Consider the following 26557-nt stretch of genomic DNA (forward strand, 5'->3'; position numbering starts at 1 on the left):
ACTTGTTGTTTAAACGACAAGCAATTTTGTGAGCAAACTTAAACTCGTGGAGGAACCTTCAGTTATTCCTAAAATACTTAGTTTCTTAACAATGTCGGCAGCAATGCGTAGTCCGGCCGGGATAACTATCGCGAAACATGCTTCTGTAATAATGAAGTTACCGTGAATAATTCAATCATTTGCTTAAAAATGTTGCAACATTAAAACCAATGATTTAATTTAGATGACTTAAACATGACAATTATGCCTGTTAACAAAAAATTATTAGTTACACTCGGTCTGCTATCCATAGTAGTGTTTGGCGCAATGACCAACATTAAACCACAGGACGAAGGTTTTAAAAATCTTAAGGTTTTGCCAAAAAACATTTCGGGCGAGAACCTGCACAAGGTTATGGAAGATTGGGAGCATTCATTAGGTGTACATTGCAACTTTTGCCATGCCCGTAATGAAGAAACTAAAAAGATGGATTGGGCAAGCGATGCCAAGCCTGAAAAAGCAATGGCGCGCGATATGTATAAAATGATGAACAAAATTAACCAGAAGTATTTTCATGCCAAAAAGGATTCTTTAGGCATGATTATGCAAAGTGGTGTTAACTGCAATACCTGTCACCGTGGTACAGCTCATCCTGAGGTTATGGTACCTGACGGAAAAGGTCCGGGTGGTCAGCCTGGTCCGCCGCCTGCTGGTCCTGCTCCGGGCAGCCCTGCGCCAACTAAGCCATAATTAACAAGTGTATTAGTATAATTAAAATGCCTTTGGTAATCCCAGGGGCATTTTTGTTTTATAGCGTTATTATCAGCTGTGTTTACCTGCAAAGTAAAAATTAGGTTAAGGATTTTGTATTTAACTGTTGAATATTTATCCTTTTTGACAGATAGCTTCAAACTGTATTCATGAAAAATTCATGCTTGGTAACGATCTTTATACACGATAAAGATTCGTTGGTTTTATTTAGGAATTGCTGGTTGATCTATGATCAAATTTGCGATGTTTGATTTATGAAACCGGGGACTAATTATTGTAACCTTTAATATTATCATAATTAATAAATGACTGCTGAGTTTCGGATTAAGCCACAGGAGCAAGCTAATATCTCAACAAATTCCAGCGATTTATTTTGCCGGAATTGCAAAAACCGGTTGAGCCGTATCAAACGGAGCAGCCTTGCCAAATTTTTATTGTTGGGTTTACCCTTTAAAAAATATATCTGTTATAAGTGCTCCCGTAAAACCTACAGGTGGGCACCCAAATAATATTTCAATCGTTTTATAAGCATTGGGTATATAGTATCTTTTTGTGTAAATCAATTACATTTGTTTTATGCAGAAAATACTGGTTGCCAACCGTGGAGAAATAGCTTTACGAATTATGCGCTCGGCGCGCGAAATGGGTATTAAAACCGTTGCGGTTTACTCACATGCTGATCGGGATGCCCTGCACGTGCGCTATGCCGATGAGGCTGTAAATATCGGGGAAGCTCCATCCAGTCAATCCTATCTTGTTGGGGAAAAGATCATAGCTGCATGTAAGCAAACCGGGGCCGAAGGTATCCACCCGGGATATGGGTTTTTGAGCGAAAATGCCGGTTTTGCCAGGCTGGTTAAGGATTCGGGACTTATTCTTATTGGCCCTTCTCCCGAGGCCATGGAAGTAATGGGTAACAAGTTAGCGGCCAAAGCTGCGGCACTCAGGTATAATATACCGATGGTGCCCGGAACGGAGGAAGCTATTACTGATGTTAACGAAGCTAAAAAACGGGCTATTGAGGTAGGTTTTCCAATATTGATCAAAGCGGCTGCGGGGGGCGGGGGTAAAGGGATGCGCATTGTTGAAAGCCCGGCAGACTTTGAAGAGCAGATGCAGTTAGCGGTATCTGAAGCTACCTCAGCCTTTGGCGACGGCTCTGTTTTCATTGAGCGCTATGTATCGTCACCCAAACACATCGAGATCCAGGTACTTGGCGATACGCATGGTAATATCGTGCACCTGTTTGAGCGCGACTGCTCGGTACAGCGCCGCCATCAAAAAGTAGTTGAAGAGGCTCCATCGGCAATATTAACGCCTGAAATCAGGGAAAAGATGGGGCGTTGTGCGGTTGATGTAGCCCGGTCTGTAAATTATACAGGAGCGGGTACGGTTGAGTTTATCATGGATGAAGGGTTAAATTTTTATTTCCTGGAAATGAATACCCGTTTACAGGTTGAGCACCCTGTTACGGAACTGATAACCGGTATTGACCTGGTAAAGGAGCAAATTAAAATTGCAAGGGGCGGGGCTATTAGTTTTAAACAGGAAGATCTGAAGATTCATGGTCATGCCATCGAACTGCGTGTTTATGCCGAAGATCCGGTCAATAATTTCCTGCCAGATATTGGTACGCTGCAAACTTATATAACGCCCAAAGGGCCCGGCGTGCGGGTAGACGATGGGTTTGAGCAAGGCATGGAGATTCCCATTTATTACGACCCGATGATAGCCAAGCTGATAACCTTTGCGGATACCCGTGCTGAAGCTATTGAGCGGATGATAAGGGCTATAGATGAATATCAAATCACCGGTATTACTACCACCCTCGGTTTCGGCCGTTTTGTAATGCAGCACGAAGCTTTTACCTCTGGCAATTTTGATACCCATTTTGTAAAAAAATATTTTTCGCCCGAGGTGCTGCGCGAAAGTCGCGAGGATGAAGCTATAGTAGCAGCAATGGTAATGGAACAGCTCTTGAGCAAAAAAAAGGTTTCAATTGCAGCTCCGGTGGAGGTAGCTAACTCAAGCAACTGGATCAAGAACAGGAAGCAGATTTAATAATTGTTGATCGCGGCCAGTTCATCTATCAAAGCTGCCTGAGCAGGGTTGATCTTTATTTTTGCTGTAGCCATATCAAACCATTCGCCACGATCAATTTCATCAAAAGTTTGTTTTTTTCCTGAACGCGGCGGCCATTCTATTTCAAATGTATTGCTTTTGATATTTCCCGGATCAATACAGCCTTCAACAGCCCAGGCCAGTACCGTTTTACCCCCCTTTTGTTTGATAGCGTTCAACGCAATAAAATCCCCGGTTATTTCATGCCCGGTTTCTTCCTGAAATTCACGCTTTGCCGCCATCAGGGGATCTTCATCGGGAAGATATTCACCTTTGGGTACCGACCACGAGCCTTCATCTTTGTTTTTAAAGAACGGCCCGCCCGGATGTACAAGAAATACCTGCAAACCATGAGCTGCTTTACGGTATAATAAGATCCCTGCGCTTTGCTTTGGCATGTTTAAGATTTAAAGGCAAGTTAATGAAAGGCTTAATTATAATTGTTATTTTTGATACAAACGCCCCAAACCGATATACAATTATTATGGCAGACAACAGATGGAGCAAATTTAAAGTAACTGCTGATGTTGATACGGACGTACGCAGTATGTATGAAGCCTGGGCTACTCCCGAAGGCCTGGAAACCTGGTTTTTGCGTAAGGCTGATTTTTTTGCCATAGCAGGCCGTCAGCGCGAACCGCAGGAGTTTATAAAAAAAGAGGATACTTATACCTGGCATTGGCATGGGTTTGATGATACCATTTCTGAAAACGGACAGGTGCTGGAAGCCAACGGCGCCGATTTTATAAAATTTACTTTTACAGGCGGCAGTATAGTGAGTGTATCTATCACTGCTAAACTGGGCGTTGTTATTGTTGAACTGGTGCAGGAAAACATCCCCGAAGAAGCAGACCCCGAAAAAAACCTTTATGTGCAATGCCAACTTGGCTGGACATTTTATCTGGCCAACCTGAAATCGGTGCTGGAGGGTGGCAAAGATCTTCGTAATAAGCGTAAAGACCTGTTCTCAAGTTTCAAATAATTTCATTTACTGCTGACAAACCATAGTGCAAAATATTTTAGCTTTGAACCAATCAAAATAGCCCCGTTCAACGGGCCGGGAAGCATATGTTTACAGGAATTATAGAAACTTTAGGGAAGATCACCGATCTGCAGCAGGAAAAAGGCAACCTTAATATTACAGTAGAATCGGCTATATCGCACGAGCTTAAAATCGATCAATCGGTAGCGCACAATGGTGTATGCCTTACCGTGGTAGCTTTAGCCGATGGTTTGCACGTGGTAACCGCGATTGAGGAAACCTTAAATAAAACCAATCTTTCCCAGCTCAAAGTTGGCGACCCAATAAACCTGGAACGCTGCATGCAAATGAATGCCCGGCTCGATGGCCACATTGTTCAGGGCCATGTTGACCAGGTGGCTGTTTGTACCGCATTTAAAGAACTTGACGGCAGTTGGGAATATACCTTTGAATATGATGCAGCAAGCGGCAATGTAACCGTAGAAAAAGGATCTATCTGTGTAAATGGTATCAGCCTAACCGTGGTTAATTCGCATGCCAATAGTTTTTCTGTAGCTATTATTCCGTATACATTTGAGCATACCAACCTGCACAATGTGCAAGTTGGCAGCCAGGTTAACCTTGAGTTCGATATCATAGGCAAATACGTTGCCCGCTTGATGCAACGCTAAATCCCTAATGATTTAATGCGCTGTTTGGAGTAAGCGATATAAGTTTTTTGTGACTCTTTTGGTTTGCTTGCCAGGTACTTTTTATAGTACTTAATAGCTGTTGCCTTATTCTTCAGTTCGGTATCATACAGGGTTGCAAGGGCATAATAGGTAATAGGGTCCGGTTTATAAAGCAAGCTTTTCTGGTAAGCTTGAACTGCATTTTTAAGCTGGTGCAGCCTGTCGTGCGAATCACCTTTTTCACTGTAATAAGAGCTCACCCCCGTAGATATGGCCTCTTCAATGGCCTTATCCAGGTAAGTTATCGCTTTTGAGTTATTGTGCAGGGCTTTGTAGCTCATGGCTGTATAATAGTATGAAGCTTCGGTGCCGGTATTGCCGTCCTCCAATGTTTTGAAAGTTTTAATACAATCCGGATAGTTGCCGGTCATGAAATAAGAAGTGGCCAGCATGGATACAATACTGCCGGCCTGCTCACCTGCATCCATCAGTTTTTTAGTAATAGCAATAGTTACCGGATATCTTTTTAATGCGTACGAGGCCTGGGCCTTGCCTTTCAGGAGCAGCAAATTGGCAGTATCGGCAACAAGTGCTTTGTCGATAATATTTTCAGCATTGCCATATAGTTTAAGGTTGATGAAGAAGGACGACAGGTCATACGCCACATCAGGGTTAAGCGGATTGATCTTATTGGCTTTTTGCAGATATACGATGCTCCCCTCTATATCGCCTAAATTTTGCGACAGGTCTGCCAGTTGCTTATACACATCAAAGTTGGTGGTATCTTTCAACAGGATCTTCTTTACAAACACGATCGCTTTTTTATTATTACCGCGCCTTTTAATGATCTCACTCATGTTATACAAGTTAGTTAGGCTGGTGGTATCAGTAGCGTAAATACGTTGATAATAGTTTTCAGCATCGGGCAGGCGGGAGGCCATTTTGGAAGTATAGGCGAGTTTAGCCAATACTTTTATGTCGGTAACAGGCTCGGGATATATTTTTTTGAGGTAATCTGCTGCGTCGGCAAAACGCTGGTTTTGATAATAATCAAGCAGGAGCGAATCATTAGCGGTTTGCTGAGCGCATAATTGCGATGCTGATAGGATAAGGATTAGGGTTATAAATAGGTTTTTCATAACTAAATATTTAGTTAAACTAAGTTATTAGTTATAGGTGTTAATTCCAAATCTGAAACAATTTTTTATTGGTGTGGTTAAAATGTAAAGTAATACTTAAAACCACACATTATGGATAAGTTAAAGAAATTTGGACTGATGGAAAAAATTGTCCATGAACTGGAAGACTTGAAAAATAGCCAGCAGGCTATTATTGCTAAGTTAACTAAAATAGAAGTTGATAATATCGAACTTGGTGATAAACGCCTTGAAAAAGATCTGCCCGATATGCACCAGCGCGTATCCGAAAACCTGGATACTATTGCAGCCATCCTTGAGGATTTTGCTAATCAGACTGAAAACTTTAGCAATAGCAATAATATAGCCGCCCTGAAAGAGCAGGAAGCATTAGGAAAATAAGTTAAAAAGAAAATCCCCGGGAAACCGGGGACTTTCTTTTTATAAGTTATCTTGTAAATGGCCTCCTGCTTGTGTGCCGAATCCGCAAAATCCTTATTTCTTTTGGTAATTTACGAAAGGAGATTCTGTAATGGTCAATCTCAAATGCATAAAAGCTACCGTCGTTATTTCTCTTAAGTCTATCCAACTGATAGAAAGCGAAATTTTTGGATAAAGATTTTATTTTGGATATAATATCTTTTTCCACCCTTTCGGCATAATCTGAAAACTCGTTTTCTTCTAAATATTGAATAGCGTCCACTAACTGCTTAACAGCTAATTTATTCCACTTGATTTCCATTAAAGCGCTTTTCTTCTTTTTTGAAAAAAATGCTCAACATCATCGTGCTTAATGTAGTTGCCAGCTTCAATTTCGGCGTCTGCCTGTTCTATTTCTTTGTTATAATTATCGATGAACGCGGCCGTTGCTTCCTCTGCTTTATCGTCAATTCCTGATTGATAACTATAATGCAGACTGTCTAAAAATGCTAATAGCACTTTTTCCTGCTGTTCATTTTGTGTGTTTACCAATACGCTCATAAACAAATTTAAGAAATTTACATGAAAGTCTGATAGTGTGTTTTATTGGCAGAGGTAGCTTATATTACTGGTACTGAATATAAATAGGGGCAGGCTTCAGACTTAACACTTCCTTAGGTGTAAGCATCCTGTGAGGTACGTTTTTAATATCGTTTTTATAGAATAGCTTAAACCCTGTAAACTGTACAGGCTCTTCTGAAATAAAATATTTGTAAGTGCTTTTTTTAAGTTCCGGGCCACCCCAACCATCCATATCCATCACTACCTGTACTTCGGGACGTAATTTAATATCCTTATAGTTGGTTACCATGCGTTTGGTAAAGCGGTGTACAACAAATATTTTAGGTGGGAGATCATTCTTTTTTGCCAGTTTGGCCAGGTAGCCGGTTACGTAGTTAATATCATCGGCATCAAAGGTACCTATGCGTTTGCCGGGCACACTGCCTTCCTTCATAGAAAATTCCGGGTCGATGCCTAAATGAACGTTTGGCATCTTCATGTATTTCTCTAATAAAGGCAATTCGGTTTGTACTGTGCTGAAGCCAACCTGGATATCTAAAAACACAAGTGCGTTGATGCTTTTTGCCCAGCTAATCACGGTATCTATCTGGCTAAAAGGCATCCGCAGATTATGCAGGCCATTACGACCGGCATCGGCCTGGGCCGTTACGCAGATATAATGTAAGGCCGGTACCACGTTAGTAGCTGTATCAGCCTTTTCCCAGTTCTTTACCTCTTCCTTTAATTTATTGAGCATGGTTTTGCGTGGGTATTGGCCCAGCACGCCCATGTTTTTTGAATAGAGGTTACCATAAAACGCTACAATGCGGTTAAATGGTAAAATAGCTCCGGGAAGCGGATATTCTTTGGTTTTTACCGGCCAGCGACCACTTTTATCACCGTTGGCCAGTTTTTTCATCAGCGAATCGTACTTTAAAGTATCCAGCATGAATGACCTTGCCGACGTATCGCGGAAATGTTTGCGGGTTGTAGAACAGGCCGTATTAGCAACGGCAATAAAAATAAACAGGGCTAAAGCAGAAATTGTCCTTTTCAAATTTTAAGATTTTTGACTTAATGAGCAATATCTGTGCCTATTCTATACTTTTGCCCTTCATAGCTGTACTTATTGCCTGATCCATCAAGCGTTCGGCAAACGGACGGGTGAACTCGTTAACCTCATCAATCGTTTTTAAAATCAGGTCTTTATCGCCGCTGGTGAGGGCCTCTTTCAGTTTCTGAACAAGTTTGGTGGTATCCGCAATTTCGGTAACGGAAACGTAGTCGGCATTTTTTTGAAGGAAGCGTTCAACGGTATATACCATTTGTTCGCCTTCAGTGCGCGCCTCAATAAGCATCCGCTGATTTACATCATCTTTGGCGTGGGTAATGCTGTCCATCAGCATTTGTTCCACCTGTTCGTCGGTAATGCCATAGGTTGGTTTTACTTCAACCTCCTGCTTTACGCCCGAACGTAGTTCGATGGCCTGTATGGTTAGGATGCCGTCGGCATTTAATAAAAAGTTAATATCAACTTTAGGGAAACCTGCAGGCATGGAAGGGATGCCTTTTAAATCAAACTCGGCGAGTTTACGGTTTTCTTTGATCAGATCGCGCTCACCCTGGTAAACGGCAATTTTCATGTTTACCTGTCCGTCTATTGATGTCGTATATTGCCTGCCGCCTTTGGTTGGCACTTTAGAATTTCGGGGGATGATCACATCCATCAGGCCGCCCATAGTTTCAATGCCCAGGGATAGGGGAGTAACATCAAGTAATAAGATATCCTTGCGGTTACCGGCTAAAATATCGGCCTGTATAGCTGCGCCCAAAGCAACCACCTCATCCGGGTTGACATCATCATGCACCGGGCGACCGAAAAACTCAGCAACCATCCGTTTAACTAAAGCAGTACGTGTTGAGCCGCCTACCATAACTACTTTATCAATCTGGTCGATGGTTAGTTTAGCATCCTTGAGCGCGTTTTGGCAACTGGTGATGGTTTGCTGTACTTTAGGTAATATCAGTTCTTCAAAAGTAGTGCGGTCAAGCGTACACCAGATATCGCCTATTTTATCATTAACCAGGCTTTGATGTGCGAAGGCTTTTTTTGCTTCTTCAGCTTTTAAGCGTAATTGCTGCGCCAGTTCGGTATTGGCAAGTACTTCGGCTTTATTAAGCTGGTTTTTCTCAATCCAGTAATCAACAATAATGCGGTCGAAATCGTCACCGCCTAAAAAAGTATCGCCATTGGTAGATAGTACCTCAAAAATGCCGTTTTGTATTTGCAATATGGATACATCAAAGGTGCCGCCGCCAAGGTCATAAACAGCTATGGTTTTTGTTTCTTCGGGGTTGAGGCCTATGCCATAAGCTAAACTTGCCGCAGTGGGTTCGTTAACTATCCGCAACACGTCAAGCCCTGCAAGTTTGCCAGCATCACGGGTGGCCTGGCGCTGCGAATCATTAAAGTATGCCGGAACAGTGATCACCGCACGGTTAACCGGGGTTTTAAGGGCATGTTCGGCGCGTGCCTTAAGTTCTTTCAATATCTGGGCCGATAGCTCGATAGGGGTGTAAAATTTATCACCTACCTTGATCTTTACCAGGCTTTCGGTATCATCATCAATTACTTTATAGCTAAAAAAGTCTTTGTAGTTTTCAATATCGTGGTAACTGCGGCCCAGCAAACGTTTAACCGAAAAAATGGTGTTTTGAGGATCGGTTATCAGGAATTCTTTTGCCTCATTACCTACCAGCACATCGCCGGCATCGCCAAAATGAACTACAGATGGAACCAATACACCTTTACCGGCATCATTAATTACCTGCGGATTTTTATCAGGATTAATGAATGCTACCAGCGAGTTGGTGGTACCCAGATCGATGCCTACAATGATCTCTTCTTTTTGTAATGAGCCTGTTGCCAGGTTGATAGAAACTTTAGCCATTATATTAAGTTAACAAAGGGCAAATGTACTTAGTTTTAAGCGATGCATTGTCGTTTTTAATTCAGTTTTATTACAAATAAGCGCCAGGTTATTTCATATAGCTGACAAACAAATACAGCTTAATTCATCTTTTTATAAAAAATAATCACATATGGAAAAGCGTGAATTGGGCAAATCTGAACTATATACAGCGCCATTGGTTTTTGGCGGCAATGTGTTTGGGTGGACTGTTAAAGGTAAAGATACAGCCCTTTTATTGGATGCATTTGTAGATGCCGGGTTTAATACTATCGATACCGCTGATGTTTACTCGCGCTGGGTTGAGGGCAATAAAGGCGGCGAGTCGGAAACCGAAATTGGTAACTGGCTTAGGCAAAGCGGCAAACGCGATAAAGTAGTTATAGCCACTAAAGTAGGGGCCGAAATGGATTCGGGTAGCAAAGGGCTTAAAAAGGATTACATTATTAAATCGGCCGAGGCTTCATTAAAGCGCTTGCAAACCGATTACATTGATTTGTATCAAACCCATTACGACGATCCCTCAACCCCGGTTGAAGAAACCCTGCGTGCTTATGATCAACTGGTGCAGGATGGTAAGGTGAGGGCTATAGGTACTTCCAATATGTCTGTCGAACGTTTGCATGAGTCGCTCAAAACGAGTATTGAAGAAGGCCTGATAGCTTATCAAACGCTTCAGCCCGAATATAACCTGTTCGACAGGGAAAAATATGAAACCACTTACGAGCCCTTTATTAAAGAGCAAAACCTTGGGGTGATCAGTTATTTTTCGTTGGCCAGCGGTTTTTTAAGCGGCAAATACCGTTCGGAAGCCGACCTGAAGGGAAGCAGCCGCGCGGGGATGGTTAAGAAATATCTTAACCAAAGAGGCTACAGGATATTAAAAGCCCTGGACGACCTTGCCGGGCAGTATCAAACCAGTCAGTCGGCAATTGCACTGGCGTGGTTAATTGCGAGGCCCGGTATTACAGCACCTATTGTTAGTGCCACCAGTTTGGAGCAGCTTAATGATCTTGTGGAATCAGCTGCTTTGAAATTAAATAATGAAGCTATTGAAATGCTGAATATCGCCAGTGTTTATTAAATATTAATTTATATTTCACTATATATAACAGCGCGCTTTTTAAATGAAAGCTGCGCTGTTTGCTTTTAGTTGCCTGATTAGCATTCCAATCACTTACTTTGGATTACTTAATAATTACATTGATTTTTTAAATTAATTATTAAACAATAATATCCTGTTTTTTACTTTTTTAAACACTAAAGTTTTAAATATTTCCTAAAAAATAGTTTATTTACTAAACCGAACTCCCTGTTTTTGAGTATAAAGAGTTCTCTCTAATTAATTTTTTATTTTAAATGGAAAAGCTGAAGCGGATTATTGGCTACGGGATGCCTGATTTGTCGCTGGAGAATAAGCTGTTTAATGCGCTCTCATTATTCATTTGTGTCAGCAGCGTTTTTTCGCTAATCTGCAATTTGTTTTTAGGCTTAAGTTATAAGCTTGAGCTTGTGGAGCTTTTTGTGATACTGATGTCGGGCTGGGCTTTTTACAGGAGCAGGTTCGTAAAGTACAAAGAGGATGCAACCCTCATTTACATTTGCTTAGGGTTGGCCGCAATTATTCCGGGCTGGTTTTACAATGGCGGTATCACGGGATCAACAACGCTTTCGGGAGTTTTTTTTATTGTACTTATAACCCTGCTTGTAAAAAAGCGATACCATTATATTTTTATTGGCGCGTTAATAGCTATATTTTTAGGGTGCTACTCTATTGAAAAACGTTTTCCGGGTTTAGTACAGGCTTATGATAGTACCGCGTCAAAGGAATCTGACCTCATCACTTCGGCTGTAGTAAACATATTGACTGTTGGGCTGCTTGTAGGTTTTATTAAAAAAAGTCACGAAACCGATAAGTGTGACCTGGTTCGTAAAAGTGAAGAGTTACAAGCTTCACAAATTGAGCTTTCGGCCTCACGTGACCAGGCTGAGGCGGCTACGTTTGCCAAATCGAACTTTCTGGCCAATATGAGCCACGAAATTCGCACACCTCTTAACGGTATCATCGGTACCGCCCAATTGCTATCACGTACTAATTTACAGCCCGAGCAGCAGGAACTGCTTCAAACTTTGCAATCGAGCAGTAATTTATTGATCAACATCATTAGTGATATTCTTGATATTTCAAAGATCGAAGCCGATAAACTGGTCCTTCACCCGGTTTCAACGCATTTGCGTAACTGCATAAAAACAGTTATTGAAATTACCGAACCGGCCATTACTTCCCTTCACAAAGCCCTAAGCTTAACCTATGATGTTGATGCTAATGTGGCAAATTATGTAATTGCAGATGAGGGCAGGCTTCAGCAAATCCTGGTTAATTTGATCGGAAATGCCATTAAGTTTACCGACGAAGGTTCGGTAAGTTTACGCGTCACGGCATCTGAGATCAGGAGCAACGTCCAGGACATAACCTTTAGTATCAAAGATGATGGTATTGGGATAAGTGAAGAGGCATTAGCACAGTTATTTAAACCATTTACGCAGGTAAATACTACAGCTTTGCGCAAATACGGCGGCACGGGGCTGGGCTTATCCATCTGCAAAAAACTTGTAGAGATGATGCACGGCAGGATCTGGGTAGAAAGTAAGGAAGCCCAGGGTTCATTATTTAGCTTTACCTTGCCCTTACATGTTACGCATGGCATTACCGAACCGGAGATGCAGCAAGATGAAAAGGAAGCTTTTCAATACCGTCCGTTACGCATTTTATTAGCGGAGGATAATAAAATGAACCAGTTGATAGCCAGTAAGATTTTTAAAAAGGTTGGTTATAATATTGATATTGCCGAAAACGGATTGGCCGCTGTAAATATGGTTGAGCAGTGTAACTACGATTTGATATTTATGGACATTCAAATGCCCGAAATGGATGGTTTACAGGCTACCCGCCATATATTAACCAAGCACGGTGAAGGCGCTCCGCCTATTATTGCCATGACAGCCAATGTGCTTAGCGAAAATGAGCGTGAATGCACCCAAGCCGGTATGAAAGATTTTGTAAGTAAACCTTTTACTTTTGAGCGTTTGGAAGATATCATCCAAAAATGGACTTGATTTATCAAAAATTTGTCAATCGTTGATTAGTACCATACAAAATAAAAATAGTACCATTAAGGAAGATAGTATTGTGTGTAGTTTTGTAATATGTTACAAAGCATTCCAACAATTGATATTTGCACACTTGCCGATGATATAAAGCAGGATGAGGTCCTGATCAGCAGGTTTGCGCCTTACCTGGATGCCCACAAAAACCTTTTCTTTCCGCACCGCCACTCGTTTTACCACCTGGTATTGTTTACTGATGGTGGTGGTTCGCATACCATAGATTTTGAAAGCTTTGAGGTAAAACCGGGTCAGATTTACTTTATGATTCCTGGTCAGGTGCATTCATGGGATTTTGAAGGTTTTATCGATGGTTATATTATTAACTTTTCAAGCTCCTTTATCCAATCGTTTTTATTGCGGTCGGGGTATTTTGACAATTTTTTCTTTTTGAACGGTAACCCGAAGGATGAAGTGATTGATTTACCAGCGGATCAGTTATCGGTGATAATTTCCCTTTTTGAGAAAATATTAGCCGAGGTTGAAAAACCGGCCGCTTTAGGCAGCGATATGGTTAAACTACTTATGCTGCAGATATTTATCCTCATAAGCCGTTGCGGGGGAAAGGCTGATAACTTCGGGAAACAGGGTTATAATCAAACCCTGATCCGCAACTTTCAAAAACTGATTGAGCAGCATTATATCGATGTGAAGCTCCCTAAAGATTATGCAGAACTGCTTTATATCACCCCCAATCATTTAAACGCGGTATGTAAAGATGTACTTGGCCTGTCGGCAGGAGAGGTGATCCGTAACCGTACTTTGCTTGAAGCAAAAAGACTATTAACTAATCCGAAGCTTAATATCAGCGAGATTGCTTTTAACCTTAATTTTAGCGATAACTCCTATTTTACCAAGTTCTTTAAAAAAATTGAGGGCATTACCCCCGAAGAGTTCAGAAAAAAAACCTTAAACAATAAATCATAACATTATGGAAACCCCTAAATATAAATTATCCGCCTGGTCTGCCTTTGTAAACGCCAAATGTCCGCGTTGCAGGCGCGGCGACCTGTTTGCTACCGGCATGTATGAATTTAAAGGACAGGAGATGCATAAAACGTGTTCACACTGCGGCCTGGTGTATGAGCGTGAACCAGGCTATTTTTATGTGGCGATGTTTGCCAGCTACGCGCTTAACGTTGCCGAGATGGTTACACTGGCAGTTGCTATCAGCGTTTTAACAGGTAGCAGTAACCCCTGGTTGTATGTAACTATTATTTTAGGTGTAGCGGTAGTTTTAGCGCCATTTAATTTCAGGTATTCAAGAGTGATGCTTTTGCACTGGCTTACACCGGGCTTACATTATCATCCGGAGATGAGCGAGGATAAAACGAAATAATTTAATTGACTGAGATACATACAGATGCCCTTGATTGAAAAATTAAGGGCATTTTCATTTAAACCAAAACCTGCAGCTACAGTCATAATAATAACAAGCTTGATTTATATAAATTAAATAAGTATTTGAAATTAAGCTATTTATAATCACTTAAAATCTATTATCATGAAAGCGAAACTTAAATCACTGAAAGCCGATCTATATAATGTATTTGTAGTAGGGAATGCCGATGACAAGCAATTGGCAAAAGCATACTTTTTGCTGGCTATTCCTTTATTCGCGATATTTTTTGGCCTGGGCTCATTTCCCAAATTCTGATCATAAAAAAAACAGTCGGAGCGTTTTGCGGCGACTGTTTACAACTGTTTCTAACTAATTAACTAACTATTAAACTAAATTACTTTTCGATTGGGTTAAGGCCCAGGTAATTTGCAGCAAAAAATAAATTGTTATTGATTTTGTGCCAGGCCTGGTGGCTGCCGATCGCATATCGGTTTAAAACATCATAGTAATAAGAATCCGAGAATGTGAGCCGGGTGTTTATTTCTGAATTATACAATGAATCTTTGCCTAAGTAGATGCCGCTGCGTTGCGCAGGTTTGTCGAATTTTTTTTCGGGTGTTGAGGCAAACATATTGGCACAAGCTACCAAAATTAGAGATGCTGCAACCAAAACAAGAAAATGGTAAAATAATTTCATAAGCAAGGTATAAGTTTTAAAAGATGCCTCCGGATGTTCAGAAACATATTATGCTCCAAAAATAACCAACGCTATATAAAAAGTAATCAGGGATTTCACCGTTTTGCGTACGTAGTTTTACGCAATTTTTAATAGACACAGGTGAATAGTTAAATGTAGAAAGAAAATTTGATATAACGTTGATATTTCTTTAAAAAAAATTAAAACCTTTTACCTTGTGGTCGCTTCATAACGGGTGTTGATGCATTCGATAATGTTTCGGCAATTGCAGGTACGGTCTTTTCGGGACCTGGCAGATGGAAAGAGTTCCAAAGCAAGCTTTTCGGTTCCTTACGGGCTGGCTGTTGACGCAGGAAAAGTTTATATTGCCGATACTTTCAATAATTTGAAAATGGTAATTGCTGCGCAATGACCATTTTCCTTTATAAATTAACATCAATGTGATAGCCGGCAGGGGTAAAAAAACTTATTTTTGCCGGCGATATGAATAACTCGCTTAAAAACAAATACGACAGCATAATTTTTGATCTTGATGGTACCCTTTGGGATAGTACCGCTAATGTGGCCCTTGCATGGCAGGCGGCTATCAGTAAGGTAGAATATATTAAAGAGGAAATGACGCAGGAACGTGTGCGTTCGATCACAGGGATGACCTATGACGCCATTTTTGATAAATTATTCCCTGAGCTTAATGCAGAGCAACGTAAAGAAGTACAATCACTTTGTGCTGTAAGTGAGCTGGAAATATTACATACCAAAGGAGGGGAGCTGTACCCCGGGTTAGAAGAAACGCTTAAATATCTTGCCGCAAACTATAAGCTTTATATTGTAAGCAATTGCCAAAATGGTTACATCGAACTGTTTTTGGATCTGAACCAATTGCATGGTCATTTTCTTGGACACCAGTGCTTTGGCACAAAAGGAAACCCTAAGGCCGATAATATCAAAGATGTGGTTAACGATCACCAATTGAAAGCCCCGGTTTACGTAGGTGATACCATGGGTGATTATAATGCCGCCAAGCAAGCCGGTGTACCTTTTATTTTTGCAAATTATGGTTTTGGCGTTGTACCCGATGGCATGGTAGCAACCATCAGTAACTTTGCCGAGCTTAAAGAGCTGCTTTAAACTTATGTGTTTTTATCACATTGGGTTTGAATAGTTGTTAGGCCAATTGCCTGGAAAGGTAATGCAGTCAATAATATACATGCTATCAAGTATTATATATAATTAAACGACTTGGTAATCGGATCGTTGGCTTTTGGCTTTGTGCGTTCCGCTGTAAGCTTTCGTATAATGATAATCCTATTGTAAAACAATTTTCGGCTTTTGCCTTTGTACTTTCAGCTTTACTGCTAAAAAGTTAATTTAGTAAAATGAAGTTTATCAAATATCTGCCGGTAGCCATATTACTTGTTTTTTTTGTATCCTGTAAACCCAAAACCAAATCAATGCAGGTGCCTGTAGTTGGTTTTGTTGATGCTTTTGAAGATGCCACCATATCTCAGGCCCGTAAAGGTTTTACAGATGCCCTGAGCAAAAATGGTTTCAGCGAAGAAAAGAAAACCGTGCAGATTGAGTACAGCAATGCCCAGGGCGATATCCCAACGCTTACACAGATAGTTAACCACTTTGTTACTGATAGTGTTAACCTGCTGGCAACGTGTACAACGCTGTCAACCGTAACGGCGCTTCAAAAAACAAAATATATCCCGGTTTTTGCTATGGTATCGCCAACTGCCGAACGTATGAAGGTTGTTGATGCCAACGGTAAAGCTCCTGCCAACCTTTTTGGCGCGGTAGAGGATCTTAATTATATTGATACTTCGTTCAGTATCATCCCCAAGCTGCTTAAGCCCAAAGGCGCGAAGCTGGTTATCGGGATGATCTATAACCAGTCGGAACCGCAATCGGCAGATGCCTTAACCCGTATTAAAACATTGGCCGCGGGCTTGAATGTTGATATTGTAGCGCTTCCGTTAAATACATCTGCCGATGCGCAGTTGGTTACGCAGTCGCTGCTAAGTAAAAACATCGACGCCTTTTTTGCTAATCCGGATAATACCGTTTTTGCATCTTTTGAAACCATCCTGAAAAACTGTAATCAAAAAAACATCCCGATTTTTACAAGCGAAGCAGGCTTAGTGCAACGAGGCGCCGTAGCTGCTTTTGGGGCTGATATTTATCAATGGGGATACCAGGCAGGGGAGCAGGCAGCCCAATTTCTTAAAACCCATAAAACCGATGGCCTGCAGCCTGAAATGGTAAAGATCAGAAAGAGGGTATATAACCCGGCTGCTGCTAAAAAATACAATATTACCATTCCGCCAAATTTTGAGCCTGTAAAATAAATGGATTTTTACCTTACCGCTTTACTGCAAGGCCTATGCTTTTCGGCCATAGCGCTGGGGATCTATATATCCATGAAGATCTTTAATATTCCGGATATCACTACCGATGGCACTTATACGCTTGGTGGTGTGGTAACTGCTGTATTGTTGACCAATCATCAGCCCACCTATGTTATTTTACCTGCCGTTATTTTGGCAGGAGGAACAGCGGGCGCGCTTACCGGTATTATCCATACCAAATTAAAGATTAATGCACTGCTGGCCGGCATCCTGGTCATGACAGCACTTTACTCGGTTAACCTTACTGTTTTAGGCCGGTCGAATTTACCGCTTATCAATTTGCCTTCGTTATTTACTATAGTAAATATTGTGGGCGATCCCAATCAAAATACATTCTGGATCCTGGCCATTTTTGTTATCGTGATCACTTTTTTGATCGGCTACCTGCTCAAAACGGATTTTGGTATAGCCATGCGGGCTACAGGTAACAGTGAATCAATGATTCGTTCGTTAGGTGTAAATACCGACAGGATGAAAATCACCGGGCTGGCTTTGGCCAACGCGCTCACGGCTTTGAGCGGTTACCTGGTAGCCCAGTTCCAGGGTTTTGCAGATATCAGCATGGGCATTGGAATTGTAATAGTAGGGTTAGGATCGGTGATCATAGCCGAAACATTGATCAATTGGTTTAAACTTACCTCGGTATGGTTAAGCCTGGTATTGGTATTAGCAGGGGCGGTGATATTTCAGCTGGTATTGGCGGTTACCCTTTCGGTAGGTGTCGATCCTAAATTACTTAAAATAGTAACTGCCGGTTTTGTGCTGGTAATTGTAAGCCTGCCGCGTTTATCTTTATTAAGATCATCATGATAACGATAACCGACATACATAAGATATTTAATAAAGGTAAGGCTAACCAGGTAAACGCGGTTAATGGCGTTACGCTGGAGATACAAAGCGGTGAATTTTTGGTGATCGTTGGTTCGAATGGCTCAGGCAAAACCACCTTGCTTAATTTAATTGCCGGCAGTGTATTGCCTGATAAGGGTGCAATAAGCATTGATGGCGTCGATGTAACCAAACTGCCTGATTATAAACGCAGTCAATGGATCGCGAGGGTATTCCAAAACCCTTTGAGTGGTACTGCGCCAGATCTTAGTATTTTAGATAATTTTCGGTTGGCATCGATCCGCACAAAAAGAAAAGGTTTATCCGTTGGGGTAAACGATTTTTTTAAAAAACAGGTGCAGGAAAAAGTAGCCGGCCTTAGTATGGGCTTGCAGGATAAGATAGACCAGCCGATGGGCACCTTATCCGGAGGACAACGGCAGGCGCTTACCCTGTTGATGAGCGTAATGGACAGTTGCAAGGTTTTACTGCTCGATGAACCCACGGCAGCCCTCGACCCACGTTCGGCCGATGTAGTAATGCGGACGGCTGATACACTGATCCGTGATTTTAACCTGACGGCTGTATTCATCACGCATAATTTAAGGGACGCTTTTAATTATGGCACACGAATAATACAAATGGGCGAGGGGTTGATTATTAACGACTTATCTGACGCGAGCAAAGCTTCTTTAAAACAAAGCGACTTGTTCGACTGGTTTGCATAAAAATTGGCAAAGTAATTGTATAGCTACCCGTACTATGAAAAATAATAATTTTGAAACCATATCCGACGCTTACCAGTTAGTAAGCGGTGCGAAAATAAAAGGCAAAAAGCACGACGAAATATTTGAACTTGGCGCATATGATGCCCTTAAACGCGGCTATGTACTTTACCCGCTTGAACACGGCGTTAAGTTTGATGATTTCAGCGTCATGATCTCTGAAAAAGAATTAAAAAACAACTTCCTGATTGAGGCAGTTAAACAAAACGCAATAGCAGCTTGATTTTAGGCTGCTATTTTTTCACATTGCTTTTTCAAGTCATATAAAGTCAATAAACCTCATGCACAGGGTATTGGGCTGTGCATGAACACTTCCTCTCTTGCTTTTCTCGTTCAATAATTGTAAGTTTGTATTCATAAAGTACAAACCGATGCTGTTTAATAAATCAATCTGCTCAACAATAATGTGGCCCATGGTGTCACAGCAGAAGGGTTTTGTGTCGATAATTCTCTTCTCTACTCCGGTGTAGTGCTTTTGAAGCACCCGAACCGATCCTGCATTTACCACATTAGTATAACATTAAGCCTTACATAAACGTAAGCTTAACTGAATTTGAAATTTTATATGGACAATTATTATTCAATAGAAGAAAAGTACCTCCAGGCTGTTGATGAACTATCGTTCGGAGAGACACCTAAGGGCTTAAACATATTAAACCAGATCATTACAGATGAGCCATTTTTTGCAAGGGCACATTACCAGTTGGGGATGATCTACTATTACAAGATCCAGGATTACCAAACCGCAGGTTATCATTTTAAAACCTGTATGGAGCTGGAGCCATCTTTTCCGGATAATTATACCCATTATCTTGACCTGGTAGTATTCCTGGGAATGGATAAGCTGGTTTCAACAATTTCGGCCCAGGCTTTAACCACACCGGGAGTGAACAAGGCCCGCACCTTTGAGCTGCTTGGTTTATTTTATGAAAAGCAAAAGGACTGGAATAAATCCTTAGGTTATTACCAGGAAGCCTTTATGGAAGTGACCGAAAAAGACGAGCGTAAAGACATTGAAGATAGTTTTAAACGCGTACGCTCAAAAATGAAGCAAAAACAGGCTTACCTCTATTTCATTACAGAATAAACTTAAATAGCTGTTTAATTGGATACTTAACGAACAAGCCCCTAATAAAGGGGCTTGTTCGTTAGAAAAAAATCATAATTAATAACGTATGTTTAAAGATAAGCTATTGTCGTAAGTTGCTGTTATACAATAAAGACACAATTTTTGTGAAAAATGTGCAGAGGCTATAAATTGCGTTGTATTAATTAAATTGTCCTCTTTACATCTTAATCGTGATTTAGCCATGCCTAAATATTTAGTGAAGCAATTGTTATTACTCGCAGTTGTAGCTGTGATTGTTTTCCTCTTCAAGTATCTGATAGCGTTGTACGCTGTTAATAGATGAATTTAAATAGCCGGTAAATGCACCTCAGCCATCATGCACCTCGCGCTGCCGCCGCCATTAGTTTCAATGGTATTGATATCAGTATAAACCAGCTCTCCATACTGTTGTAAAGCGGAACGCTGCGCTTCAGTCAAAACGCTGAAAGCATTTTGCGACATCACGATCAAAGTATCACCGGCTTTGTTCTTCACCTCCAGCATATTGCCCGCAAACTGGTTCATCTGCTCAAAAGTGATTTCAATAATTTCTTTGTGCGATGATTTTAACGATTCGATAACCGTTATCCTTTCGTGCGGGTTAGGGATACTATCCAAACAGATTACCGCGAACCGGCTGCCGATGCACATCAGCACATTGGTGTGATATATAGCTTTGCCTTTTTCATCTACAGCTTCAAAACTAATGGGCTGATAACCCGATTGCTCACAGAAGTAATTAAGGACTTCTTTATCGGTACGAGGAGACAAACAGGCGTATGCTATCTTATTGTCCCTGTCAAGCACCATGCTGCCGGTACCTTCCAAAAAGCGGTGGTCATGCTCAAAACGGCTTAGGTCAATTACATGGGCTACTTTAAATTTATCCTCCAGGTCAGTTATGATATCTTCCCTGCGTTCAAGCCGGCGGTTTTCGGCCTGCATGGGGTAAAGGAAAACGCCGCCATCATTGTGAAAAGATACCCAGTTGTTAGGAAATATCGAATCGGGCGTATAGGGCTGTGGGGTGTCATCTACAACGGTAACATCTACACCATTATGGCGCAAAATGCTAACCATACTATTAAACTCACTCAAGGCTTTTTCCTGTACGCCATTTTTTTCGGCATCAGGGTTTTGGAAAGCATTGCTTGCAGCGGTTTCCTCGTTAAACCCGAAATTAACCGGGCGGATCATTAATATATGTGATGTTGATTGACTCATGGTTTTTGTCATTATTTCATTAGGTCATTGAGTCATTTTTTTTAAATCATGCGAAGCAATGACTTAATGCCCCAATGACTCAATGATAAATTAAATTACAGCGTCCCTGAATACCGGCATGCTCATGCAATGGAAACCACCGCGGGCACGGGAAAGCTCGGCTGAAGGCATTAATATCAGCGTATCGGTTAAACTTTGCGGGTCAAGTTCATTATTCTCAAATTTTTGAAGCAATTCGGCTACCCGGATCACATTAAAGCCACCTTCTTTAAAAGCCTCTACAGTTTTATCATTCCGATCATATCCAACAACAACGCCTTCTTTTAGTGCAAGCAGGTTGCAGGAGTCTGTCCATTGTTCACGGGCATCAAAGGGAAAGGTGTTGTTGCCCGAGTAAATAAACTTTGTTTTTACACCGCTTTTGAGATCGTTCTCGCTGATGTCGGAAAGCAGGTCCTCAATACAACCAAATAGCCTTGGTTTTTCATCTTTTTCAAACTGTACAATTTCCGCCCGTTCTTTTTGTTTTTTATCGGCAAACCATGATATCGGCTCCCGTTCCTCAATCGGGGCTTCGGCCACCGCAAGCGAGCGGAGCAACACCCAGGTATCGCGCTTTACCTGTGTGAATACAGTATCGATATGCATATAATCACGCTTGTTTGGGATTTTTACGATGGTTACCTTCTTCACTACATCATGTTCAAACAACAGCCTGATAGCTTCATTAGCCCCGCTGACAGATGTCCGCTCGCTGCAGCCAATCACTAAATGATCAGGACTTACCATCATCACATCGCCGCCCTCTAAAGTTGTGCGGCCTTCCGCGTCTTCGCCCGGGCGTAAAAAATGCTGCGCGGTTTCAGGGATCTCCAAAATATTATCGCGATAAGCTTCAAACAGCGGATGATTGAAAAATATGTAACGCATCAGCAAAGTTTCGCGGAAACGGGCTTTCTTTGCCGGCTTGTTGAGCAGCATATGATTATTAACCGCTATACCCAAATCCCTCGAAAAAATAAGATTGGGGATAGGGGCAAAGATCATTTCTTCGGTTGTTAACGAGCCCGAAATAAAGATCTTGGCCAGCTCAACTGGGTCTGTATCGGTAAGTTGCTGTTGTAAACGGTAATTGCAGCTTTCAACCGCGCATACAGCAGCTACCAGTTTTTTACGTATATCCGGTTGTTGTAAAATATCGGCTAACAGGGTTTGGATCTCGATAACCTTATCTGATGAATGGAAGCCAGCATTATCAGGTTTAAAAAATGAACGGCGGGTAGCTTCATCATCAATTTGATGCAGCTTGCCTTTTATTTTACCCGGATCAAGAAAATAGAGCAACAGCTTTACGTAGTAATCATATTCATTCCTGCGTACCGTATCCAGGTGGATTATATCCTCAAAAAGCCAGTCCTGCGCCTTTGAAGGCACAACCTTGCCCAGGCCGCTATCCGGGCTGTGAATAAGCAATGTGCGGAGTGTGCCAATTTCGGAGGTTACATCTATTTTAAAATCGGAGTTGGTTATTGTCATAAAACACTATAATCGTAACACAAATCTATCAGAAATTAAATTACAAAACGGGCTTACCCGGCAAAATTAGGCCGGTTAATATTTGCCTGTTCTTTTAATTCAATATAAAACGTTTTATGTGTCGATTATATGTTGCTGCTTTCTAATCGGCAATCTCCCGGTAAGTGTTCCTTTCCATGCTTACGTTTAGCCTTTGCAACATAGCCTTCATATCAAAGCCCTGTTGCTGATACAGCTGCTGCACTGCCTCTTTAGCTTTTTGTAAAACATCTTCGTTTTGCCAAATGGCGGTTGTAATGCAAATGAGGTTGCCTTGGTCATCATGGCGCTCAAAGGCACGGTCTTCAATAAATCCCTCAAGTTTTTTAATAAAGTCCCTGTTGATTTTCATTCGTTCTTTAAATTCCTGTTGAGCTGTTGCGGGAACAATAAATTGATCTATAAATATCTGTTTCATGATAATCCTTGTTTTTCTTCAAAAATCGGAATAATGGAAGCTCAATACTTGTAAAAAATCATTGATTTACCAGGCTTGCGGTATCTTAAAGAAATCGGTGGGATTTAATCCTGTAAACAGTTTAAATTCTTTATTGAAATGCGGCTGGTCAAAGTACCCCGCTTCTAAAGCTACCTGGCTGAGCGAACCGTTTTTAGGTTTACTATTAAGTATCGACCTGATCTTGATAATATTGGAAAACTGCTTTGGCGAAGTACCAACCACTCGCCTGAAGCGTTTTTCAAGCGCATCCTGGCTTATATAATGAGTATCGGCAAGGTCCTTAATTTTGATCATGCCTTTTGATAAGCGGATCTTTTGCAGGGCAGATATGATCAGCTGGTCCTGTTTGTGGTTCTCAATATGTTTAAGCAGGAATTGTTCGGTGATGATTACCCTTTGCTGATTATTGGGTGCTTCTGCCAGTTGTTCTTCAATTAACGCTAATTCATCCGGTGCAATAAAATTATCAAGCGGAACACTTGCCTCAAACAATTCATGAAGTGGATTTTTGAAAAACGCTGCCGCTCCGGCTGCTTTAAATAATACCAGCATATTGCCTGTGCCTGGTGCGTAATTAATTAGCCTCGGCGATTTTTTTAAGCCGGTGATCAAAGAGGAGGGAAGTTTACTGCTATGTGCCTGGGTAATATCGCTGATCTTGCCACCGTACCTGAACGCCATTACCAGCGATGTATCGGGCAAAATACGATTAACCAGATCATTTGCAGTCTCGATAAAAACGTATTGCCGTATAAAAGGCTTTAGTATTTCGCCGGGCGTAAAGCGTTCAATATGCATTTAACTAAGATACAGAATTTGTTAATCAGAAAATTCCCGCCCGGCGCGACTCAAGATTGTATTAATACGGATCAACATCGGGCTGTACAATACTGCCCGTGCTAAGTTTGGTTGTATAATACTGAGTGATCACGTCCCTTAAAACAGTTTTTGCCTTTATAATAGAGATCCCATCCTTCTCAAATTTGAGCATAATGCTTTTAATGTAATAATTGCGGATCCTGCTGATGAGCGGCTGCTCCGGGCCAATCACCCGCTCGCCGAAATGCTCCCGGAGACGCGCGCCGAGATATTCGGCCTGGTTATGGAGCACATCGGGATTTTTATGCTTGATATCGAGGTTGATGATCCGGTAGAAGGGAGGGTATTTAAAGCTTTTCCGCTCTTCCATCTCGGTAAAATAAAGATCGGCGTAGTTGTTATCAATCACCTGCTTTAACACCCGGTGATAAATATCATAGGTTTGCACAATTACTTTGCCCTGCTTGCCCCGGCGGCCGGCCCTGCCGCTTACCTGTGCAAGCAATTGAAACCCACGCTCATTTGCCCTATAGTCAGGGAATTTCAGCAGGCTATCAGCATTAATAATACCAATCAGTGTCACATCTGAAAAATCAAGCCCTTTGGCTACCATCTGGGTACCAACCAGGATATCTATCCTTTTTTCTTCCAGATCGTTGAGGATAGTTTGCAGGGAATTTCGTGACCGTGTAGTATCCAGGTCCATCCGGGCAATCCGGGCTTCGGGCAATAAAACGCTCAGTTCATCTTCAATTTTTTCGGTACCGAAGCCTTTATATTCTAAATGGGTAGATCCGCAGGCGGGGCAAATGGATGGTGTATCTTCCTTATAACCGCAGTAGTGGCAATGCAGTTTGCCGCTACTTTTATGATAAGTAAGGCTTACATCACAGTTGATACATTTTGGGGTATAAGCACATACTTTGCACATCAGGATGGGAGCATATCCACGGCGGTTTTGGAATAAAATTACCTGCTCTTTATTTTCAAGCGCCTGCTTAATGCCCTCCATCAGCACGCTGGTAAAGTGCGACTGGATAGTTTTTTGTTTGGTTTCATGAGCGATGCTCACCACCTGTACATCGGGCAGCTCAACGCCGCCAAAGCGTTCGGTAAGCTCTGCAAAGCCGTATTTATGAGTGCGGGCGTTATAGTAGCTTTCAAAAGATGGCGTGGCCGAACCCAAAAGCACTTTACCCTGGTGCATGTTAGCCAAAAAAATCGAGGCGTCGCGTGCGTTGTAACGCGGCGCCGGATCAAATTGCTTGTATGATGTTTCGTGTTCCTCATCAACAATGATCAATCCCAGATCGGCAAAAGGTAAAAACACGGATGACCGCGCGCCGAGCACAATCTTATACTCTCCGCTTAAAACTTTCTGCCAAACCTCTACCCGCTCATTGTCATTAAAGCGCGAATGATAAACGCCGATATCAGCACCAAAATACATCCGTAGCCTTTCAATAATATGTGTTGTAAGTGCAATTTCGGGCAGCAGGTAAAGTACCTGCCTTCCGCTACGAACTATCTCTTCTATCAGCCTTACATATAATTGTGTTTTGCCTGATGAGGTTACGCCATGCAACAGCGTTACATCTTTTTCTTTAAACTGCCCGCGGATACTTTGAAGTACCTCCGTTTGTTGTTCGCTTAATTCAAAGTTATTGCCTTCTTCTCCTTCTTCCTCAAAATGCAGACGGCTAACGCTCCTGTCCTCCGAAAAGAAGATCTCTTTTTCAATGAGCGATTTAATGCTTGATTCACCTGCACCGCTTTCTTCAATAAGTTCGTTTTTGGTGATGTTTTTTTGATGACGGGAAAGCTTGATGTAAGCTAATAGGGCATCGGCCTGTTTAGGCGCGCGCTTTTCCAATATCGGGAATAACTCCCTCAGATTATCCTGGTTGTTATAAACCGGGTTAAGCGTAATAAAAGTGCGTTTGCGGGGCTTATAACGTTCGTTTACCTCTTCGGATATGTTGATGATGTTTTTTTCAAACATCAGCTTCAATATCGGCATTACAGTTTTCTGCCCCAAAAGCTTGGTAATATCGCTTATAGTAAGCTCCGGCTGAATTTCGAGGGCTTCAACAATTAAAAACTCTTTATCGTGAAGCGTGGTTTTATCTATCTCGTATTCCCGGTTAAGCATGATGCGGGTTTCGCTGGCCAGCTTCAGTGCCGATGGCAGCGCGGCGTTCATAACTTCGCCTATGTTGCACATATAGTAATCTGCCAGCCACTGCCAAAATTCGAGCTGTTTAAGGGTTACAACCGGGCGGTCATCCAGGATTTCGATGATATATTTGGCTTCGTACTTTTCGGGCGCCAGTTTACCTATTTCTTTAACAATAGCTGTATAAAGCTTGCTTTTGCCGAACTGCACCACCACTCTTTTGCCAATGGCAATAGCATCGTTTTGATCATAAGGAACCCGGTAGGTGTAATTTTTTGAAATAGCCAATGGCAAAATCACTTCGGCAAAAAGTGTTTCACGATCGGTATGTTCAATTTCGGCAAACTCTAACATCGT

Annotated in this window: 29 protein-coding genes; 17 read left to right on the forward strand and 12 right to left on the reverse strand. The window is 41.7% G+C overall.

The annotated features are described in order from the left end of the window. Positions 1-243 precede the first annotated feature (243 nt). Both ABIC84_RS02145 and accC read left to right on the forward strand, forming a co-directional pair. The gene (locus ABIC84_RS02145; RefSeq protein ID WP_413319130.1) at positions 244-729 is read left to right on the forward strand and encodes a c-type cytochrome; all 486 of its coding nucleotides are present in this window, start codon (positions 244-246) and stop codon (positions 727-729) included. A gap of 597 nt (positions 730-1326) precedes the next feature. Then, a complete protein-coding gene (accC, locus tag ABIC84_RS02150; protein WP_429262533.1) occupies positions 1327-2811 on the forward strand; it encodes an acetyl-CoA carboxylase biotin carboxylase subunit in 1485 nt (494 codons plus the stop codon). Here the strand turns inward: accC and ABIC84_RS02155 are convergent. After that, complete coding sequence (locus ABIC84_RS02155; protein ID WP_429262534.1) at positions 2808-3269, reverse strand: NUDIX domain-containing protein; 462 nt, start codon at positions 3267-3269, stop codon at positions 2808-2810. The two genes, accC and ABIC84_RS02155, sit on opposite strands and share 4 nt — an antisense overlap. 86 nt (positions 3270-3355) lie before the next feature. Between ABIC84_RS02155 and ABIC84_RS02160 the strand changes: the two genes are divergently transcribed. Then, positions 3356-3853 (forward strand): SRPBCC family protein, encoded by a 498-nt coding sequence (locus ABIC84_RS02160; RefSeq protein ID WP_175489979.1) that lies wholly within the window; start codon positions 3356-3358, stop codon positions 3851-3853. Positions 3854-3939: 86 nt separating this feature from the next. Further along, on the forward strand, positions 3940-4524 hold the full coding sequence (locus ABIC84_RS02165; protein WP_373613396.1) for a riboflavin synthase: 585 nt from the start codon (positions 3940-3942) through the stop codon (positions 4522-4524). On the opposite strand, the gene ABIC84_RS02170 is transcribed toward ABIC84_RS02165, so the two are convergent. After that, complete coding sequence (locus ABIC84_RS02170) at positions 4521-5663, reverse strand: hypothetical protein (protein WP_429262535.1); 1143 nt, start codon at positions 5661-5663, stop codon at positions 4521-4523. The two genes, ABIC84_RS02165 and ABIC84_RS02170, sit on opposite strands and share 4 nt — an antisense overlap. 111 nt (positions 5664-5774) lie before the next feature. On the opposite strand from ABIC84_RS02170, the gene ABIC84_RS02175 reads away from it, so the two are divergent. Continuing rightward, entirely contained in the window at positions 5775-6062 is a 288-nt protein-coding gene (locus ABIC84_RS02175) for a hypothetical protein (protein ID WP_090527010.1), read from the forward strand. 46 nt (positions 6063-6108) lie between these two features. On the opposite strand, the gene ABIC84_RS02180 is transcribed toward ABIC84_RS02175, so the two are convergent. The 4 genes from ABIC84_RS02180 to hscA all read right to left on the reverse strand — a co-directional run bounded on the left by ABIC84_RS02180 (position 6109) and on the right by hscA (position 9592). After that, the gene (locus ABIC84_RS02180) at positions 6109-6402 is read right to left on the reverse strand and encodes a type II toxin-antitoxin system RelE/ParE family toxin (protein ID WP_429262536.1); all 294 of its coding nucleotides are present in this window, start codon (positions 6400-6402) and stop codon (positions 6109-6111) included. Next, positions 6402-6641, reverse strand: coding sequence for a hypothetical protein (locus ABIC84_RS02185; RefSeq protein ID WP_429262537.1), 240 nt, complete (start codon positions 6639-6641; stop codon positions 6402-6404). Before ABIC84_RS02185 ends, ABIC84_RS02180 begins: the two co-directional genes overlap by 1 nt. Positions 6642-6705: 64 nt before the next feature. Continuing rightward, the gene (locus ABIC84_RS02190; RefSeq protein ID WP_429262538.1) at positions 6706-7698 is read right to left on the reverse strand and encodes a hypothetical protein; all 993 of its coding nucleotides are present in this window, start codon (positions 7696-7698) and stop codon (positions 6706-6708) included. Positions 7699-7735: 37 nt separating this feature from the next. Further along, positions 7736-9592, reverse strand: a complete 1857-nt coding sequence (hscA, locus tag ABIC84_RS02195; RefSeq protein ID WP_429262539.1) for a Fe-S protein assembly chaperone HscA — start codon at positions 9590-9592, stop codon at positions 7736-7738. Between the two features lie 151 nt (positions 9593-9743). On the opposite strand from hscA, the gene ABIC84_RS02200 reads away from it, so the two are divergent. The 5 genes from ABIC84_RS02200 to ABIC84_RS02220 all read left to right on the forward strand — a co-directional run bounded on the left by ABIC84_RS02200 (position 9744) and on the right by ABIC84_RS02220 (position 14432). Beyond that, positions 9744-10694, forward strand: a complete 951-nt coding sequence (locus ABIC84_RS02200; RefSeq protein WP_429262540.1) for an aldo/keto reductase — start codon at positions 9744-9746, stop codon at positions 10692-10694. Between the two features lie 275 nt (positions 10695-10969). Further along, positions 10970-12727 carry an ATP-binding protein gene (locus ABIC84_RS02205; protein WP_426586882.1) on the forward strand — a complete coding sequence of 586 codons (1758 nt, stop codon included), beginning with the start codon at positions 10970-10972 and terminating at the stop codon, positions 12725-12727. A 90-nt stretch (positions 12728-12817) separates the two neighbouring features. Continuing rightward, on the forward strand, positions 12818-13702 hold the full coding sequence (locus ABIC84_RS02210; protein WP_426586884.1) for a helix-turn-helix domain-containing protein: 885 nt from the start codon (positions 12818-12820) through the stop codon (positions 13700-13702). Positions 13703-13706: 4 nt separating this feature from the next. Next, on the forward strand, positions 13707-14114 hold the full coding sequence (locus ABIC84_RS02215) for a DUF983 domain-containing protein (RefSeq protein WP_091162649.1): 408 nt from the start codon (positions 13707-13709) through the stop codon (positions 14112-14114). 165 nt (positions 14115-14279) lie between these two features. Further along, positions 14280-14432 carry a hypothetical protein gene (locus ABIC84_RS02220; RefSeq protein WP_426586886.1) on the forward strand — a complete coding sequence of 51 codons (153 nt, stop codon included), beginning with the start codon at positions 14280-14282 and terminating at the stop codon, positions 14430-14432. 79 nt (positions 14433-14511) lie between these two features. Here ABIC84_RS02220 and ABIC84_RS02225 read toward each other — a convergent pair whose 3' ends face one another. Then, entirely contained in the window at positions 14512-14814 is a 303-nt protein-coding gene (locus ABIC84_RS02225) for a hypothetical protein (RefSeq protein WP_426586888.1), read from the reverse strand. Positions 14815-15067: 253 nt separating this feature from the next. Between ABIC84_RS02225 and ABIC84_RS02230 the strand changes: the two genes are divergently transcribed. From ABIC84_RS02230 to ABIC84_RS02260, 7 genes are all read left to right on the forward strand, one after another. Next, a complete protein-coding gene (locus tag ABIC84_RS02230; RefSeq protein WP_429262541.1) occupies positions 15068-15226 on the forward strand; it encodes a hypothetical protein in 159 nt (52 codons plus the stop codon). Positions 15227-15297: 71 nt separating this feature from the next. After that, positions 15298-15942 (forward strand): HAD family hydrolase, encoded by a 645-nt coding sequence (locus ABIC84_RS02235; protein WP_426586892.1) that lies wholly within the window; start codon positions 15298-15300, stop codon positions 15940-15942. A gap of 248 nt (positions 15943-16190) precedes the next feature. After that, the gene (locus ABIC84_RS02240) at positions 16191-17165 is read left to right on the forward strand and encodes an ABC transporter substrate-binding protein (RefSeq protein WP_426586894.1); all 975 of its coding nucleotides are present in this window, start codon (positions 16191-16193) and stop codon (positions 17163-17165) included. Further along, positions 17166-18035: an ABC transporter permease gene (locus ABIC84_RS02245; protein ID WP_426586896.1), complete on the forward strand. Its 870-nt coding sequence runs from the start codon at positions 17166-17168 to the stop codon at positions 18033-18035. Further along, a complete protein-coding gene (locus tag ABIC84_RS02250; RefSeq protein ID WP_429262542.1) occupies positions 18032-18781 on the forward strand; it encodes an ABC transporter ATP-binding protein in 750 nt (249 codons plus the stop codon). Before ABIC84_RS02245 ends, ABIC84_RS02250 begins: the two co-directional genes overlap by 4 nt. Positions 18782-18815: 34 nt before the next feature. After that, complete coding sequence (locus ABIC84_RS02255) at positions 18816-19061, forward strand: hypothetical protein (protein ID WP_091162656.1); 246 nt, start codon at positions 18816-18818, stop codon at positions 19059-19061. A 342-nt stretch (positions 19062-19403) separates the two neighbouring features. After that, positions 19404-19925: a tetratricopeptide repeat protein gene (locus ABIC84_RS02260; RefSeq protein ID WP_090527040.1), complete on the forward strand. Its 522-nt coding sequence runs from the start codon at positions 19404-19406 to the stop codon at positions 19923-19925. Between the two features lie 327 nt (positions 19926-20252). Here ABIC84_RS02260 and ctlX read toward each other — a convergent pair whose 3' ends face one another. The 5 genes from ctlX to priA all read right to left on the reverse strand — a co-directional run bounded on the left by ctlX (position 20253) and on the right by priA (position 26554). Next, complete coding sequence (gene ctlX / locus ABIC84_RS02265; RefSeq protein WP_429262543.1) at positions 20253-21170, reverse strand: citrulline utilization hydrolase CtlX; 918 nt, start codon at positions 21168-21170, stop codon at positions 20253-20255. Between the two features lie 90 nt (positions 21171-21260). Further along, positions 21261-22706 (reverse strand): arginine deiminase family protein, encoded by a 1446-nt coding sequence (locus tag ABIC84_RS02270; RefSeq protein ID WP_429262544.1) that lies wholly within the window; start codon positions 22704-22706, stop codon positions 21261-21263. A gap of 142 nt (positions 22707-22848) precedes the next feature. Continuing rightward, positions 22849-23163, reverse strand: coding sequence for a hypothetical protein (locus ABIC84_RS02275; RefSeq protein ID WP_429262545.1), 315 nt, complete (start codon positions 23161-23163; stop codon positions 22849-22851). A 66-nt stretch (positions 23164-23229) separates the two neighbouring features. Beyond that, positions 23230-24003 (reverse strand): helix-turn-helix domain-containing protein, encoded by a 774-nt coding sequence (locus tag ABIC84_RS02280; RefSeq protein ID WP_429262546.1) that lies wholly within the window; start codon positions 24001-24003, stop codon positions 23230-23232. A 61-nt stretch (positions 24004-24064) separates the two neighbouring features. Continuing rightward, complete coding sequence (priA, locus tag ABIC84_RS02285; protein ID WP_429262547.1) at positions 24065-26554, reverse strand: replication restart helicase PriA; 2490 nt, start codon at positions 26552-26554, stop codon at positions 24065-24067. Positions 26555-26557 lie beyond the last annotated feature (3 nt).

Origin of the sequence: Mucilaginibacter sp. 3215 (assembly GCF_050433785.1) — a bacterium.
Taxonomy (GTDB): domain Bacteria; phylum Bacteroidota; class Bacteroidia; order Sphingobacteriales; family Sphingobacteriaceae; genus Mucilaginibacter.